The organism is Streptomyces endophyticus (genome assembly GCF_035798155.1).
Lineage (GTDB): Bacteria > Actinomycetota > Actinomycetes > Streptomycetales > Streptomycetaceae > Streptomyces > Streptomyces endophyticus.
In genome coordinates this window covers 1-15,173 of sequence record NZ_JAOZYC010000099.1, presented here as the reverse complement: position 1 = coordinate 15,173, position 15,173 = coordinate 1, and the positions used below count along the sequence as shown (strand labels likewise).

General features: G+C 71.3%; 13 protein-coding genes. 6 read left to right on the top strand and 7 right to left on the bottom strand.

Features of this window, described 5'->3' with window-relative positions:
- Window positions 1–21 precede the first annotated feature (21 nt).
- From OKJ99_RS14430 to OKJ99_RS14415, 4 genes are all read left to right on the top strand, one after another.
- Window positions 22–960, top strand: coding sequence for an AurF N-oxygenase family protein (locus OKJ99_RS14430; protein ID WP_326016532.1), 939 nt, complete (start codon window positions 22–24; stop codon window positions 958–960).
- A 35-nt stretch (window positions 961–995) separates the two neighbouring features.
- Window positions 996–1,721, top strand: a complete 726-nt coding sequence (locus tag OKJ99_RS14425; RefSeq protein ID WP_326016530.1) for a TetR/AcrR family transcriptional regulator — start codon at window positions 996–998, stop codon at window positions 1,719–1,721.
- Between the two features lie 47 nt (window positions 1,722–1,768).
- Entirely contained in the window at window positions 1,769–2,062 is a 294-nt protein-coding gene (locus OKJ99_RS14420; protein WP_326016528.1) for a hypothetical protein, read from the top strand.
- A 136-nt stretch (window positions 2,063–2,198) separates the two neighbouring features.
- Window positions 2,199–3,338, top strand: a complete 1,140-nt coding sequence (locus OKJ99_RS14415; protein WP_326016527.1) for a C40 family peptidase — start codon at window positions 2,199–2,201, stop codon at window positions 3,336–3,338.
- A 78-nt stretch (window positions 3,339–3,416) separates the two neighbouring features.
- Here the strand turns inward: OKJ99_RS14415 and OKJ99_RS14410 are convergent, their stop codons facing one another.
- The 5 genes from OKJ99_RS14410 to OKJ99_RS14390 all read right to left on the bottom strand — a co-directional run bounded on the left by OKJ99_RS14410 (window position 3,417) and on the right by OKJ99_RS14390 (window position 9,098).
- Window positions 3,417–4,673 (bottom strand): styrene monooxygenase/indole monooxygenase family protein, encoded by a 1,257-nt coding sequence (locus OKJ99_RS14410; protein ID WP_326016525.1) that lies wholly within the window; start codon window positions 4,671–4,673, stop codon window positions 3,417–3,419.
- 76 nt (window positions 4,674–4,749) lie between these two features.
- On the bottom strand, window positions 4,750–5,379 hold the full coding sequence (locus OKJ99_RS14405) for a GTP-binding protein (protein WP_407700696.1): 630 nt from the start codon (window positions 5,377–5,379) through the stop codon (window positions 4,750–4,752).
- Window positions 5,360–5,818: a DUF742 domain-containing protein gene (locus OKJ99_RS14400; RefSeq protein ID WP_326016524.1), complete on the bottom strand. Its 459-nt coding sequence runs from the start codon at window positions 5,816–5,818 to the stop codon at window positions 5,360–5,362. The genes OKJ99_RS14405 and OKJ99_RS14400 overlap by 20 nt, the downstream gene beginning before the upstream one ends.
- Window positions 5,815–6,282, bottom strand: coding sequence for a roadblock/LC7 domain-containing protein (locus tag OKJ99_RS14395; RefSeq protein ID WP_326016523.1), 468 nt, complete (start codon window positions 6,280–6,282; stop codon window positions 5,815–5,817). The genes OKJ99_RS14400 and OKJ99_RS14395 overlap by 4 nt, the downstream gene beginning before the upstream one ends.
- 35 nt (window positions 6,283–6,317) lie before the next feature.
- A complete protein-coding gene (locus OKJ99_RS14390; protein ID WP_407700695.1) occupies window positions 6,318–9,098 on the bottom strand; it encodes a sensor histidine kinase in 2,781 nt (926 codons plus the stop codon).
- Between the two features lie 388 nt (window positions 9,099–9,486).
- Here OKJ99_RS14390 and OKJ99_RS14385 point away from each other — a divergent pair, with 388 nt between their 5' ends.
- Entirely contained in the window at window positions 9,487–10,296 is an 810-nt protein-coding gene (locus OKJ99_RS14385; RefSeq protein WP_326016519.1) for a protein phosphatase 2C domain-containing protein, read from the top strand.
- 55 nt (window positions 10,297–10,351) lie between these two features.
- Here the strand turns inward: OKJ99_RS14385 and OKJ99_RS14380 are convergent, their stop codons facing one another.
- Window positions 10,352–10,852: a MarR family winged helix-turn-helix transcriptional regulator gene (locus OKJ99_RS14380; RefSeq protein WP_407700698.1), complete on the bottom strand. Its 501-nt coding sequence runs from the start codon at window positions 10,850–10,852 to the stop codon at window positions 10,352–10,354.
- 250 nt (window positions 10,853–11,102) lie between these two features.
- Here OKJ99_RS14380 and OKJ99_RS14375 point away from each other — a divergent pair, with 250 nt between their 5' ends.
- Complete coding sequence (locus OKJ99_RS14375) at window positions 11,103–11,945, top strand: lysozyme (RefSeq protein ID WP_326016516.1); 843 nt, start codon at window positions 11,103–11,105, stop codon at window positions 11,943–11,945.
- Window positions 11,946–12,018: 73 nt separating this feature from the next.
- On the opposite strand, the gene OKJ99_RS14370 is transcribed toward OKJ99_RS14375, so the two are convergent.
- On the bottom strand, window positions 12,019–14,802 hold the full coding sequence (locus tag OKJ99_RS14370; protein WP_326016514.1) for a M4 family metallopeptidase: 2,784 nt from the start codon (window positions 14,800–14,802) through the stop codon (window positions 12,019–12,021).
- Between the last annotated feature and the right edge of the window lie 371 nt (window positions 14,803–15,173).

Sequence of the window (15,173 nt, the reverse complement as noted above, 5' to 3'; positions counted from 1 at the left end):
TACGACGAGGTGGGGACAGCCATGACGACCATGACGGAAGCCGACGCGCTGGCGGGACTGCGCGACGCGCTCGGTCTGCTCAAGGACCGGGAGCAGGTGGCCGAGCGGCTGCTCGACTCTTCCGCCAAGCACTCCTTCGACCCGGACAAGGAGCTGGACTGGAACGCTCCCTTCGAGGCGGGCAAGTGGTTCTGGCCGCCCGAGCTGGTGTCCCTGTACGGCACCCCGCTGTGGAAGCGGATGAGCGAGGAGCAGCGGATCCAGCTGTCGCAGCACGAGGCGGCGGCGCTGGCCTCGCTGGGCATCTGGTTCGAGCTGATCCTGATGCAGCTCCTCGTGCGCCACGTCTACGACAAGGCGGCGACCAGCGCACACGTCCGCTACGCGCTGACCGAGATCGAGGACGAGTGCCGGCACTCGAAGATGTTCGCGCGGCTGATCTCGCGCGGCGAGACGCCGTGGTACCCGGTGGCGCCGGTCCACCACAACCTGGGCCGCCTCTTCAAGACCATCTCCACCACACCCGGCTCGTTCACGGCGACGCTGCTCGGCGAGGAGGTCCTCGACTGGATGCAGCGGCTGACGTTCCCCGACGAGCGCGTGCAGACGCTGATCCGCGGCGTGACACGCATCCACGTCGTGGAGGAGGCCCGCCATGTCCGGTACGCGCGCGAGGAGTTGCGGCGCCAGATGGTGACGGCGCCGCGCTGGTCGCAGGAGTTCACGCGGATCACCTCGGGCGAGTTCGCCCGCGTCTTCTCCGTGGCGTTCATCAACCCGCAGGTGTACGAGAACGTGGGCCTCGACAAGAAGGAGGCCATGGCCCAGGTCAAGGCCAGCGGCCACCGCCGCGAGGTCATGCAGACCGGGGCCAAGCGCCTGACCGACTTCCTCGACGACATCGGCGTGCTGCGCGGCGTCGGCCGGCAGATGTGGCGGTCCTCGGGACTTCTGGCCTAGATGACGCACTCGACGTGCCGGTTACGCTTCGAAGCATGACCTCGGCAACCGGCACGCCCGCCTATAAGCGGCTCAGCGTCGAGGTGCGGCGGGCGCAGCTGCTCGAGTCGGCGCTGTCGCTGTTCGCGCACCGGGCCCCGGAAGAGGTCTCGCTCGACGACGTGGCGGAGGTCGCCGGGGTGTCCCGGCCCCTCGTCTACCGCTACTTCCCCGGCGGCAAGCAGCAGTTGTACGAGGCCGCGCTGCGCTCCGCGGCCGACGACCTGGAGCAGTGCTTCGCGGAGCGCCCCGAGGGCCCGCTGACCGCGCGCCTGACCCGCGCGCTCGACCGCTACCTGGGCTTCGTCGACCAGCACGACATGGGCTTCGCGGCGCTGCTCCAGGGCGGCAGCGTGGTGGAGACCTCCCGTACGACGGCGATCGTGGACGGGGTGCGGCGGGCCGCGGCCGAGCACGTCCTCAGCCACCTCGGCCAGGACTCGCCGGGACCGCGCCTGCGGATGACCGTCCGGATGTGGATCACGGCGGTGGAGGCGGCCTCGCTGATCTGGCTCGACGAGGGCAAGCAGCCACCGCTCGACGAGCTGCGCGACGGGCTCGTCGACCAGTTCATGGCGGTCCTGACGGCGACGGCCGGCCGGGACCCGCAGACCGCGGACGTGGTGCGGTACGCGCTCGCGCTGGAGTCGCCGGAGGGCCCCGTGGGGGAGCTGGCGCGGCGGGTGCTGCCGGTGGTGAGCGATGCGGCGCATCTGCTGTGAGCCGCGCTGCGTGACGGCCGCGCGCCGCTCTGCGTGACACTGGTGGCGTGAAGAGCGAAGACATCCCCTTTGCCGGCGGACCCCTCGACGGCCGGACGCTTCCGGTGCTCGTGACCGCCACCGGGAATCCGCCCAAGGTCTACAAGGTGCCGGTGCCGGACGCCGACGGGGGCCCGGACACCGTGCTCGTGTACGTGCGGGAGGCCGTGCCCGGCGGGAAGCGGATGCGGCTCCTGGCGAAGTGGCGTTACGTGTTCGCGCCGGACGGGAGGCCCGAGCGGGCGGTCAAGTGGCCGTGGTCGAGGAACCGGTCGCCCGAGGAGCAGCCGCCGCGGACGTAAAGGCGGCTCGCCGGGCGGGCACCGGACGGGTGGCGGGGTTGCGCCGAAGCGAGCAGCCCGGCGGGTGGGCGGCCCGGCTTTCTGTTCATGTTCACGGTGTGGGGCACAGAGGCTGCCCCGCACCGGAGGTGATCAGGTGTCAGGCAGGCTTGTGCGGTGGGTGTGCACGGTGGCCGTCACGGGAGCGCTGCTCACGCCGCTGCCCGCGAGCGCGGCACCGGTTCCCGAGCCGCGGCCGGGACCCGGCGGGGCACGTTCCGTCGCCGATCTCCTCACGGACCTCCAGCGCTCGTACCAGGACGCCGAGGCGGCCACGGAGACGTACAACGCGACGGAGGAGGCGCTCAAGGAGCGGCGCAAGGACGCGGACGGCCTCGCCAAGAAGCTGGCCGCCGCGCGGTCGTCGCTGCACAGCAGCAGGACCGATGCCGGACGGCTCGCACGCGAGCAGTATCAGGGGCGCAGCGAGTTCTCCCCGTACCTACGGCTCCTCCTCGCGCGGGACCCCCAGCGGGCGCTCGACGAGGGCCATGTGATGCGGCGGGCCGCGCGGGAGCGGCAGGCCGCCGTCGACCGGCTCACCGGCCGGGAGAAGAAGGCCGACGCGCTGGCGACGAAGGCGCGGGGCGCGCTGGACCAGCAGCTGCGGCTCGCGGAGCGGCAGAAGAAGGAGCGGGACGCGGTACAGGCCCGGTTGAAGGAGGTCGAGCAGCTGCTCGCCTCGCTCACCGCCGACCAACTCGCCGATGTGGCACGCCTGGAGGCGCAAGGGACGTCGCGGGCGCAGCAGGCGTTCATGGCGTCCGGGGCGCTGAGTTCGACGAGGAGGGCCCCGTCGAAGGCGGGCGAGGAGGCGCTCTCCTACGCCGTCCAGCAGATCGGCAAGCCGTACGTCTGGGGAGCGGAGGGCCCGAAGTCCTTCGACTGCTCGGGCCTCACGTCGCAGGCCTGGGCCCATGCCGGGCGGGTGATCCCGCGGACGTCGCAGGAGCAGTGGGCGTCGCTGCCGCGGGTGCCGATGTCGGAGCTGCGCCCCGGCGACCTGGTCATCTACTTCCCCAAGGCCACGCATGTGGCGATGTACCTGGGCGACGGCATGGTGGTGCAGGCCCCGCGCCCCGGCACCCGCGTCAAGGTCTCCCCCATCGCGGCGAACCCCCTCCTGGGAGCGGTCCGCCCGGACCTGGGGTCGTCCCCGATGTCCGGGTACCGGGCCCCGGAGCTGCCGGAGGGGGCGAGGGCCGGGGACGACACGGGGTACGGGTCGGCGGGGTGAATCAAGCCCCTGCGGCGATTGAGCAGCGGGGTCCGGGGCAGCGCCCCGAGACCGCAACGCCGTCACCCCGAACGCGAACTACTGCCCGGTCAGCGACCCCAAGTACGCCGCCGTCTTCTCCGGCTCATAGAAGAAGTTCTCGAAGTCGGACGGGTCGTTGAAGCCGTTCGCGAAGCGGTCCGCGGCCGGCTGGAGCTGACCGGCCGCGCCGATCAGGTTGAGGACGTGCTCCGGCGGAGCCTGCAGCATCGTGTTCGTCCACTTCGTGACGTGCTGCGCCGTGTCCCAGTACCGGTCGAACGCCGACTGCATCCACTCCTCGTCGAACGGCTTGTCACCGCGCTCGACGATGGCGGCGAGGTACGCCGCGGCGCACTTGGAGGCCGAGTTGGAGCCCTGGCCCGTGATCGGGTCGTTCGCCACGACCACATCCGCCACACCGAGCACCGCGCCACCGGAGGGAAGCCGGCCGATGGGGTTGCGCACGGTGGGGGCGTACCGCCCGGCCAACGTGCCGTTCGCGTCCGTCAGTTCGACCTTCGTGGCGCGCGCGTACTCCCACGGCGTGAACTTCTCCATGAGCTCCAGCGTCAGCGCCAGGTGCTCGGAGGGGTCCTTGACGCCCTTGAACGCGTCCAGCGGGCCGCCGGGGATGCCCTCCCAGAAGAGGATGTCCGCGCGGCCGGAGGTGGTGAGCGTGGGCATCACGAAGAGTTCGCCGACGCCCGGCACCAGGTTGCAGCGCACCGCGTCGAAGTCCGGGTGCTCGGGGCGCACGCCCATCCCGTGGACGTAGGCGACAGCGAGGGCCCGCTGCGGCTCGGTGTACGGGGACCGCTGGGCGTCCCGGCCGAACATCGAGACCAGCTCGCCCTTGCCCGCCGAGACCAGCACCAGGTCGTACGTACGCGAGAAGTAGTCGAGGTCGGAGACCGCCGCGCCGTGGATGACGAGCTGCCCGCCGCGCTGCGCGAACGTCTCCATCCAGCCGGCCATCTTCACGCGCTGGTCGACGGACTGCGCGAAGCCGTCGAGCCTGCCCACCCAGTCGATGGCGCGCTGCGTCGGACCGGGGGCGTGCGAGCCGGGCGCGGCCACCGAGACGCCGAGGCCCTCGATCCTCGGGGCCTGCGACTCCCAGAAGTTGAGCTGGAGGTCGCGCTCGTGCTGGAGCGCCGTGTGGAACATGCACTGCGTCGACATGACCCGTCCGGAACGGATCTCGTCGGCGGTGCGGTTGGACATCAGGGTGACCTCGTACCCCTGGGTCTGCAGGCCGAGGGCGAGCTGGAGGCCGGACTGGCCGGCTCCCACGACGAGTATCTTCCGCGACATATGAGACTGCCTTAACTGCCGTAACTAATGTGTGGGGGGCGGGGCTTGACCACTATGCAGGCATGGTGCCGCGCGGCTACTCGGGGGTCGCGTCCAAGGCGTGGCCGACCAGCGCCAGGAGCGTCTCGACCGCTGCGATGCGGCGCCGCGCGTCCATGATCAGCACCGGTACGTGCGGCGGCACGGTGAGCGCCTCCCGTACGTCCTCGGGCGCGAACTCCTCGGTGTCGTCGAAGTGGTTGACGGCGACGACGTACGGCAGTCCGCAGCTCTCGAAGTAGTCGAGCGCGGGGAAGGAGTCCTTCAGGCGGCGGGTGTCCGCGAGCACGACGGCGCCGATCGCGCCGCGCACCAGGTCGTCCCACATGAACCAGAAACGCTGCTGGCCCGGCGTGCCGAACAGGTACAGGACCAGGTCGTCGTCGAGCGTGATGCGGCCGAAGTCCATGGCGACCGTGGTCGTCGACTTGCCCGGCGTCGCGGTGAGGTCGTCGGTCTCCTCGCTCGCCTGGGTCATCAGCGCCTCGGTCTCGAGGGGCTGGATCTCGGAAACGGCGGATACCAGGGTCGTCTTGCCGACGCCGAAGCCGCCCGCCACGATGATCTTCGTGGCGACGGGGGCCCGGGTTCTGTCGGTCTGCCAGGCCTGCAACTGCTCGTCTTCCATGGGCAGTTCGCCGAGCAGTTCAGAGGCGGCGGAGTCCACTCAACACCCTTTCGAGGAGTGCCCGGTCCGGCTGTCCGGGGCCGTGGCCTGTTCCGTATACACGGATCTTTCCCTGGTCCGCCAGGTCGCTGAGCAGCACGCGCACCACGCCGAGCGGCATCTTGAGCAGCGCGGCGATCTCCGCGACCGTGCGCATGCGACGGCACAGCGCGACGATGGCGCGCATCTCCGGCATGATGCCGGCGAGCTCTCCCTTGCCCAGCTCGGGGCGGTCCTCCGGCCCCTCGATCGCCGCTGTGCTGGAGATGAACGTCTCCACGAGCAGCACATGGCCGAAGCGGGTGCGGCCGCCGGTCAGCGAGTAGGGGCGGACGCGGGCGGACCTGCGGTCCCCACCGCGCACGGGCAGCCTGCTCGAGCCGTACGTTCTGTTCGTGCCGTTCGTACTGTGTGCACTGCCTGAAGTGCCGGGGGTCATCGGGTGGCCTCCATCGACTGGCGCAGTTCGCTGCGGAGTTCGGGCGTCAGGACGTGCCCGGCACGGCCGACGAAGAGCGCCATGTGGTACGCGATGACGCCCATGTCGCAGTCCGCGGAGGCGTGCACGCCGAGCAGGGAGCCGTCGCTGATCGACATGACGAAGAGGCTCCCCTCGTCCATCGCGACCATCGTCTGCTTGATGCCTCCGCCGTCCATCAGCTTGGCGGCTCCGATGGTCAGCGAACCGAGCCCGGCCACGATGGCCGCCAGGTCGGCGCTCGACCCTTTGGGGCCTGTGCTCGGGTCGGTGGCCGGGGCCGCGTCGTGCCGACCCGGGTCGGAGGAGAGCAGGAGCAGCCCGTCGGACGAGACGACCGCGACGGACTGCAACCCTGGCACCTCCTCGACCAGGTCGGTCAGCAACCAGTGCAGATTGCGTGCCTCGCTACTGAGACCGTTCATTCCCTTTAGTCCGTTGAGTGCAGGGGTGGGCGCAGTCAACTGCTTGCCTCCTCGGCTGTGTCCCCCTCGGCTTCACTTCTACGTCCAGGGTTCTCGGCGAACTCGGCCGTCACATCACGACGGCCCGCCGTGGCGCCGCGGTGGAACCCGCCGAGCTTGCGGCGCAGCGCCTCCGCGTCCACGGAGCCGGTGCGCGGCTTCGGGGCGGAGACGGGGGCGGCCGCCTTCGGGGTGCGCTTGGGCAGTCCCTTGGCGGTGACGCGCTCGGCCGGTTCGGGCTCCGGCTCGGGCTCCGGTTCGGGCTCCGGTGCGAGCTGCTGGTCAAGCTGCTCGGGGTGTCCGGCGGGCCCGTCGTGCTCGTCGCGCGGCGCGCGCGGGTGCGGCACCTCGGCGACGGGCTCGGGGGTCGGCGCGGGCTCCGGGACCGGCTCGGGCTCGGGCTGTGGCTCCGGCTCCGGCTCCGGCTCCGGCGGAACCGGCGCGCTCAGCTCCATGGTCGTTTCCGCGAGCGGCTCGGGCGGCTCGGTCGGATCGGCCGACTCGCGCACGGCCTGCTCGGCCGCCTCGATCAGCGGGTCACCGTACGGAAGCTCGTGCTCCGGCTCCGTACGCCCGTACAGCTCATTGGAGTTGGCCTCCGCCTCGGACCCCGCGAGCCGTACCGCGGGCGCGGCGCCGGGCACCAGGACGGCGGGCGGCACCGAGGCCGCGGGCGCGGCGGCGAAGAGCGAGGCGGGCAGCACGGCGACCGCCGCCACTCCGCCCTGCTTCTGCTCACGCAGCCGTACGCGCACCCCATGGCGCACCGCGAGCCGCGCGACGACGTGCAGGCCGAGCCCGAACCCGTCCACGTCCTCGGGGTCGTGCGCCTCCTCGGCGGTGAAGGACGAGAGTCGCGTGTTCAGCTCGCGCATCCGCTCGTCGGTCATCCCTATGCCCTCGTCCTGGACGGAGAGCATGACCGAGCCGCTCTCCAGGAGCCAGCCGGAGACCTCGACGGAGGCGTCCGGCGGCGAGAACGACGTGGCGTTCTCCAGGAGTTCGGCGATGAGGTGGCTGAGGTCGTCGGCGGCGAATCCGGCGAGGTGCGCGTGCGGCGGCAGCGCGGCGATCCGCACCCGCTCGTAGCGCTCGATCTCGGAGACCGCGGCGCGCACCATGTCGACGAGGGCCACGGAGCCCCCGTGCTGCGGCCCGCGCTCGGTGCCCGCGAGGACCAGGAGGTTCTCGCTGTGCCGCCGCATGACGGTGGCGGAGTGGTCGAGCTTGTAGAGCGTGGCGAGCCGGTCCGGGTCCTGCTCGCGCTCCTCCAGGCCCTCGATGATGCCGAGTTGCCGCTCGACGAGCCCGAGGGTGCGCAGCGCCAGATTGACGAACGTCCCGTGGATCGAGTGCTTGACCCGGTCCAGCTTGCGGGCGGTGTCGGCGAGTTCGCCGCGCAGCCGGTCCCGCTCGTCGGCCATCCGCTGGCGCTCGCCGACGAGGTGCTTGCGGTCGGACTCCAGGGTGCCGATGCGTCCGTGCAGCCCGACGGCGTGCGCGTGCAGGGCGTTGATCGAGTCGACGACCTGGGCGAACTCGTCGTTGCGGCCGGTGAACTTGACCGGCTCCTCGGCGGCGGGGTCGCCCGCGACGCGCGCGGAGCCGATCCGCAGCGCGGCGAGCGGCCGGGTCAGCGAGCGGGCCGTCGCCATGGCCACACCGACGGCGGCGAGCAGACAGACGCCGACGAGCGCGATGCTGATCTCCAGCGCCGTGACGTCGTCGTCGCGCAGCTGCTCCAGGCGCTTGACCCGCTGGTCCCCGAGCGCGGCCTCGGCGCCCCGCATGAGGTCGATCCGGGCGGTGAGGGCGTCCTCGACGCTCTTGGGGTCGTAGCGGAGCTCGGTCGCGCTCAGGGCCGGGGCGTCGGCGAGGCGCTTCAGATACGCGTCGGCCCGCGTGACGTCCGGGCCCGTGACGGTGGAGTCGTACGCGGTGACGGCCGCGGTCGTCCCCGAGTCGTGGAAGTCGTCGAGCGCGGCCTGCTCGCGCACCCTGGCCCGCTGGCCCTCGGCGCTGAGCGCGTCGCGCTGGCCGCGGGCGGCGGACCCGCCTGCGACCGCCTTGCGCAGGCCGGTCACCGGGTCGACCTGCGTGGTCGTGGTGCGGGGCACGGCGAGCGCGGAGAGCAGCAGACCGCGCGCGGCGGACGCCTGCTCGACGGCGCGGTCCAGGTCCGCGAGGGCGTACGCCCCTGAGCCCGCGCGCACGGGTATGCGCTCGGCCAGATCCTCTGCGCGCGCGTGCAGTTCACCGATGGAGCGCGAGTACGCGGTGTGCGCCTCCAGGGCGGAGCCCTTGCCGGTGAGGGCGGAGCGGCGCACGGCCGCGACGTCGTCGAGGGTGTGGCGCAGTGGGGCGGGTGCGTCCACGCGCAGCTCGTCGACCTGCCGGTCGACGCGGGCCCCGCGCTCCTCGCTCAGGCCCTGCCCCTTGGGGCGGCCGCCCGCGATGAACCGTGTGACCTCGTCCCGCTCGTCGGCGAGCGCGTGCGACAGGGCGAGCGAGCGCTGCGTCTGCTGGGCGTCGTCGACGAGGGTCTGCGATTCGCCCACGCGGTCGGAGGCGCCGACGATCAGCGGCGCCCCGGCGCCGACGACGGCCGCGGCGACCACGGCCACCGCCACGATCAACCGGTTGCGGACCCGGGCGCGCTTGCCCCGGCCGGAACCCGTGCGGCTCACCTCGGGTGCCTGGCCCGGTGCGACATCACCCGACGCACCCAACCCACTGGCCCCATTACCGCCGGAGGTGTTCCCCACTGATGCTCGCATTCCTGATTCGTACCCCATGGGTCCGGGTGACGCTGCGTCAACACTCGTGACCCTCCTGGCCTGGCTCCTGACCCTTCCAGTGCCGGTGAGCAGGGGGCGGCCATCACCTGGCCCGCCACCCGAAGGAGTGAACATCGAGCGGGAGTTGGGGAGCAAGTTCCCGTGTGGCGATCACCCTCTGTCAAGCGCGCGCGGGTTGGACGTCTTCGGCGGCCTTTGGCAGGATGCCCCGCCACACCCCCGACGGAAGTGATCATTCCGCGCAAACCCGGCGCTCAGAGGGCGTCTTCGGGCCGCTGCGCGATCTGCACAGAATCCATACGGCCCGACTCGCCCCAACTCGCGGCGCCCCACCTCTCCGTGAGGGCGCCTCATGCAAACTGACCGCATGCGCATCGAACTGACCACCGAGCCGGGCGCCGCCGAGCGACCGAACGAGGACTACGTATCGGTGGCCGCACCGGCCGCCGGGCACGGTGGATCGCTCGTCGTCCTCGACGGGGTCACTCCCCCGGCCACCGACGTCGGATGCCGGCACTCCGTCCCGTGGTTCACCGCCCACCTCGGCGGCGCACTGGCCGAACTGTCCGTTTCGCGGCGGGATATGAGCCTGGCCGACGCGCTCGGCGCGGCAATCACCCGAACCGCTGACGCCCATCGGGACACCTGTGACCTTTCTCACCCGCGTACTCCGCAGGCGACCGTCGTGGTCGCCCGCTGGGACGCGGAGCGGGTGGAGCATCTGGTGCTCTCCGACTCGGCGTTGCTCGTCGAGGCCCCCGACGGCACGGTCACTCCGCTGCTCGACGACCGCCTCGACCGGGTCCCACGCGCCCACCTCGTCTCGAACGAGGTGGCCGACGCCACGGTGCGCAACAGGGAGGGCGGTTTCTTCACGGCCGCCGCGGACCCGTCGGTGGCGCGGCGCGCGGTGACCGGCACGCTCCCCCGGGCCGAGGTGCGGGCGCTCGCCGCGATGACGGACGGCGTGACGCGCTGGGTGGAGAAGTTCCACGAGGGCGACTGGACGGACCTGTTCACCCTCGTCCGCAAGGAGGGCCCGGAGGCGGTGGTGTCCCGGGTCCGCGCCCTGGAGGACGCGGACGCGGAGACCCGTACGTACCTGCGCCGCAGCAAGACCCACGACGACGCGACGCTGGCGTACGTGGAGCTCTCCGCAAGCCCCTCCGGCGATTGAGGAGCGGGGTCCGGGGCAGAGCCCCGAGTCCGCAACCCCGGCGGGGCGCAACGAACTACTCGGCCCCGGCGTTCAACTGGTGCAACAGCCTCGCCAGCTCCGCGACTTCCCGCCGGTCCCACCCGTCCAGCTGCCGCACGTACCGCATGCGCCGCGCATCCCGCACCCGCCCGAAGTGCTCGCGCCCGTGCTCGGTGAGCGACACCAGCCACGCCCGGCCGTCCGCGGGATCCGGCTCGCGGTCGACGAAGCCGAGCTCCTCCAGGGCCCGCAGCTGGCGGCTCATCGTCGCCTTGCCGACGCCGATGTACCCGGCGAGCTCGGTGGCCCGCTGTGCCCCGCACTCCTCCAGGCGCACCAACAGCCCGTACGCGGCCGGTTCCAGGTCGGGGTGGACCTCCCGGGCCATCTCGCCGGAGTTGGCCCGTGCCCGGCGCAGGAAAATGGTCAACTCGCGCTCCAGGGCGAGGAACTCACCGTCCACAGCCGTCGGCACGGCAGCGGGTCGCGGTTCGGTCTCCGCGCTCCGTCGCCCGTCGTTTCCGTCTTCGCCCACGTCAGCACCCATGACCAGATTTTCCCCAGCTTTCCGGAGGTTCCCGAATCTGAAAGTTTTCGCCCATCACGGCCATCACCGCAGTTCCGCCAGTATTTCGCAGGAGTAGACCAACGGCACACACCGGCCCCTCTTCCGCACGCGGGTCTACGTGCGTAGCGTTTCACCGCTGCCCTTTCCTGGCATGCACACACCATCAAGCGCACCGGCGCCACCGCACGTGACCCCACGTCGTTCTCGGAGGCCTCTCATGCCCGTGCACAGACCTGTCCCCACCCGCCGCAGACGCGGCACCCGCCTCGGAATCACCGGCACCCTGCTCGCCGCGCTCTCCCTCCTCCTCGCCCTGCCCGGCGCGGCGCAGGCCGCCGACACGCCCGCCCGCGGCGAGGCCCACATGGGCATGGGGGTCGCCGAGCACGACGGCGTCGGCTCCCTGCCGCCCACCGGCGGCAGCGTCGCCGCCGCTCAGACCGAAGGCGTCGACGTCTCCAGCCACCAGGGCAACGTGGCCTGGTCGACGCTCTGGAACAGCGGCGTGCGCTGGGCCTACACGAAGGCCACCGAAGGCACGTACTACACGAACCCGTACTTCGCGCAGCAGTACAACGGCTCCTACAACGTGGGCATGGTCCGCGGCGCGTACCACTTCGCGACCCCGGACACCACGAGCGGCGCCACCCAGGCCAACTACTTCGTGGACCACGGAGGCGGCTGGTCCAAGGACGGGAAGACGCTGCCCGGCGCGCTCGACATCGAGTGGAACCCGTACGGCGCCGCCTGCTTCGGCAAGACGCAGAGCGGCATGGTGACCTGGATCCGGGACTTCCTGAACCAGTACAAGGCCCGCACGGGACGCGACGCCGTCATCTACACGGCGACCAGCTGGTGGACCCAGTGCACGGGCAACTACAGCGGCTTCGCCGCCAACAACCCGCTGTGGATCGCGCGTTACGCCTCGACGGTGGGCACGCTCCCGGCCGGTTGGGCCTACCAGACCATGTGGCAGTACACGTCGACCGGCCCGACGGTCGGCGACCACAACAAGTTCAACGGGGCGCTCGACCGCGTCGTGGCGCTCGCCAACGGCTGAGCCCTGACGAGCGGACGGCGGCCGGGCTCCCCCCTCCTGGAGTCCGGCCGCCGTCACGTTCAGACGACCCGGGTCAGCACGTGCCGGCCGGCCTGTCCCGCTTCACGAGGTTCGTGTAGCCGGTGGTGCCGTCCAGCCACAGGACGCGCTGCCCTTCATCAGCGGCGGCGTACACCTGGTCACCGCGGTTGCAGGAGACGCGCTGGGCGCCGCCCTTGCCGTCGGGGGCCACCTGGTACAGCTTCGGCAGGGTCTCGTTGGCCCAGCTCGTGGCCGGCGGCAGCACGGTGACGCTGACCGCGTCGTTCGAGGCCGTCAGCGAGTAGGCGTACAGCGAGCCGCCGCCGGACTCCGGGGTGAGGGTGAGCGGGTTCGCACCGTCGAGGTCCGCGCGGCGCACCGCTGCCCGGCCGGAGTCGGTGGCGTCGTTGTCCTCGATCCAGAAGACACCGTCGTCGGTGATCGCGGTCTGGCCGATGCCCGCGGTCTTGGTGCTGTCGGCGACGGGCATCTGCGTCTTGGCACCGGTCGCCGCGTCGAAGACCTCGACACCGAGCGTGTAGTCGCCGTTCGCGCCGGGAGCCACCTTGGCGTAGGCGATCTTGCCGTCCTTGACGGAGGCCAGACCCGAGACGTTGTAGGGGCGGCCGTCGTCGACCAGACCGACCTTGCCGGTCTTCATGTTGACGTACCTGACGTTCGTGACGCCGAACTGCGGGTTGAACGCGGTGTAGACGACGTAGTCGCCGTCCACGGCGAGCCCGGAGACGTCGCTGCCGATGCCGTCGACCATCTTCGGGAGGCCGCCCTCGACCGGCCGCGCCATGATCTTGACGCCCGAGCTGCTGTAGTCGGCCCACACCACCGTCTTGCCGTCGGTGTCGGCGTACACGTTGTAGTCGCCGTTGTTGGCGCTCATCAGCCGGGGCGTGCCCTTGCCGGACGTGTTGCCCAGCCACACCGCGTACGGCTCGCTGCCGTCCTCGTTCGAGTTCGAGACGGCGTACTTGCCGCCGCCCGCACCGACGCCGGTGTTGTAGATGTTCACCTTGTTCAGGATCGTGTCGGTGTCGACGCCGAGCGCCTTCTCCCAGCCGGGCACGATGCCGTGGGCGTCGAACGACGTCTTCACCGTCTTCAGCTGGGCCTTGGTGACGCCCAGCTCCTGCGCGGCGGCGACAACGGCCGCGCGGCCCTCGGTGAAGCCGTCGAGCGGGGTCATGTACGCCGACAGCGCACGGTAGGTGATCCGGTCGGCGAGCTCGGCGCCGAGGTCCTGGCGGATGTCCCACAGGGCGCCGGAGAAGATCGTGGAGTTGAGGTGCACGCCGCCGTTGTCACCGCGGTACGTGGTGCCGATGAAGTCCTTGGCCGTGGTCTTGCCGTCGTTGAGGTCGCGCAGTGCGCACTCGCGGGGGCTGAGCGTGGTGCACAGGTCCTCGCCGAGCAGCCCGGCGTCCGGGTCGTCCATGGAGACGTGGTTGGCCTCCAGGTCGATGGCGTTGCCGAAGTAGTCGGCGATCGCCTCGTTCATGGCGCCGGACTGGCCCGCGTAGACGAGGTTCGCGGTGTGCTCGACGACGCCGTGCGTCATCTCGTGGCCGACGACGTCGGTGTCCGCGGAGAAGGTGCGGAAGTCGCCGCCGCCCTGGCCGTACACCATCTTGGTGCCGTCCCAGAAGGCGTTGTTGTACGGGCCGCCGTTGGAGACCACGCCGACCAGGGAGTTGATGGAGCCGTCCTTGCCGTCGAGACCGGCGCGGCCGAAGTGGTTCTTGTAGTAGTCGTAGACCTTGCCGGCCGCCCAATGGGCGTCGACGGCACCGGAGTCGGTGTAGTCCGCGCCGAGGTCCGGGGTGCTCGACTGGAACGTGTTGACCCCGGTGGGCCAGCGGCCGGAAGCGGCGGCCACCTCGCGGCCGCGGGCGTCGTAGGTCGACAGCATCGGGCCCTCGTACGGGGAGTCGGCGGCCCGCTTGCTGTAGTCGATCATCTGGTAGACGCCCTTGGTGTCCTTGTACAGGTTCACCTCGGTCTTCTCGCCGTTGTAGCGGGTGCCGGTGCCCTTGACGACGAGCTGGTCGGCCGCCGTGGTGGCCGCGTCGCCGGTCGCGGGTGCCTCGTCGGTGGCACCGCCTGCGGCGGCCGTCGCGCCGAACGTCTTGATGCCGCTGTACTGCAGCAGCGGGAAGCCGGAGTGCGCGTCGACGTACACCTCCTGCTGGACCGGCGAGCCGTCGGACGGGCCGACCCCGGTGACGGTGATGTGCCGGGTGAGCACGCCGGCGCCCTGCGGGAGGATCGTGACGCCGGTGGCCTTGCCGGTGAGCTTGTGCTCACCGGCCTTGTCGCCCTTGGCGGGGGCGGTCATCAGACCGCCGCCGAGCTGCGCGGAGACGGCTCCGATGGCGCGCTGCACCGCGACCTTCTCGGTGACCTTCGGCGTGACCGTGTCGAGCTTCAGCTCGGTGAAGTACTTGCCGGAGGTGCCGGTGACGGTCCGCTCGCCGGACTTCTTCTCCATCCGGACCACGTACTGGCCGCCGAGCACCTCGACGCCCTTGTACTTCTGCTGGAGCCGGACCGTCTCCTTGCCGCCCTTGTCGGTCTGCGTCCCGGCGGACGCGAGGTCCTTCGCCGAGGTGTCCGCGATGTGGTAGCGGTCCTTCTTCGCCTTCAGGTGGCCGCGCGCCGCGTCGGCGGGGCTGTCCGTGGCGGAGGCCTCCTCGTGCAGCCCGGTGACGAGCGCCGGGGTGTCCGTGTCGCCGCCGGCCACGACGGGGTTCGCCGGATCGGCCGCCTGGGCGGCGGGTATGCCGGTCACCATCAGGCCGGCGGCGGCGAGCAGCGCCGCCACCCCTTGGCCGACGGCTGTGCCAGGCCTTCTGTCCCTACTGTCTCTACGGTCTCTGCTGTCTCTGCTGTCTCTACGTCTGCGTCCTGAGGTCCGCACGGTTCCCCTCCGGGGCCACTGATGCATGAACGGATGTCGGATGCGGCCATGCAAATACCGGAGCCCCCACCTGAACAATGCGTTCCCGGTGCCTACTTGTGGACGTACACACTTGTGTGGCCTGCGGGTTCGGCCGAAAATCCCCTGATGAAACCGGCTGGGCACGACGACGCGCAGTGGCAGGCCCTCGGCCTCGGCGAGAACGAGCTGGGCGTCTACGAAGCGCTGCTCGGCGGCGGTGACCTCGGCTCGCGGGCGGCGCTCGCCCGCGCGAC

Coding starts and splice junctions, on each gene's coding strand:
- OKJ99_RS14410 (WP_326016525.1), bottom strand. CDS start 4,673: ATGTCGCGGAAGATACTCGTCGTGGGAGCCGGCCAGTCCGGCCTCCAG.
- OKJ99_RS14390 (WP_407700695.1), bottom strand. CDS start 9,098: ATGCGAGCATCAGTGGGGAACACCTCCGGCGGTAATGGGGCCAGTGGG.
- OKJ99_RS14375 (WP_326016516.1), top strand. CDS start 11,103: ATGCCCGTGCACAGACCTGTCCCCACCCGCCGCAGACGCGGCACCCGC.
- OKJ99_RS14400 (WP_326016524.1), bottom strand. CDS start 5,818: ATGACCCCCGGCACTTCAGGCAGTGCACACAGTACGAACGGCACGAAC.
- OKJ99_RS14425 (WP_326016530.1), top strand. CDS start 996: ATGACCTCGGCAACCGGCACGCCCGCCTATAAGCGGCTCAGCGTCGAG.
- OKJ99_RS14395 (WP_326016523.1), bottom strand. CDS start 6,282: ATGAACGGTCTCAGTAGCGAGGCACGCAATCTGCACTGGTTGCTGACC.
- OKJ99_RS14385 (WP_326016519.1), top strand. CDS start 9,487: ATGCGCATCGAACTGACCACCGAGCCGGGCGCCGCCGAGCGACCGAAC.
- OKJ99_RS14430 (WP_326016532.1), top strand. CDS start 22: ATGACGACCATGACGGAAGCCGACGCGCTGGCGGGACTGCGCGACGCG.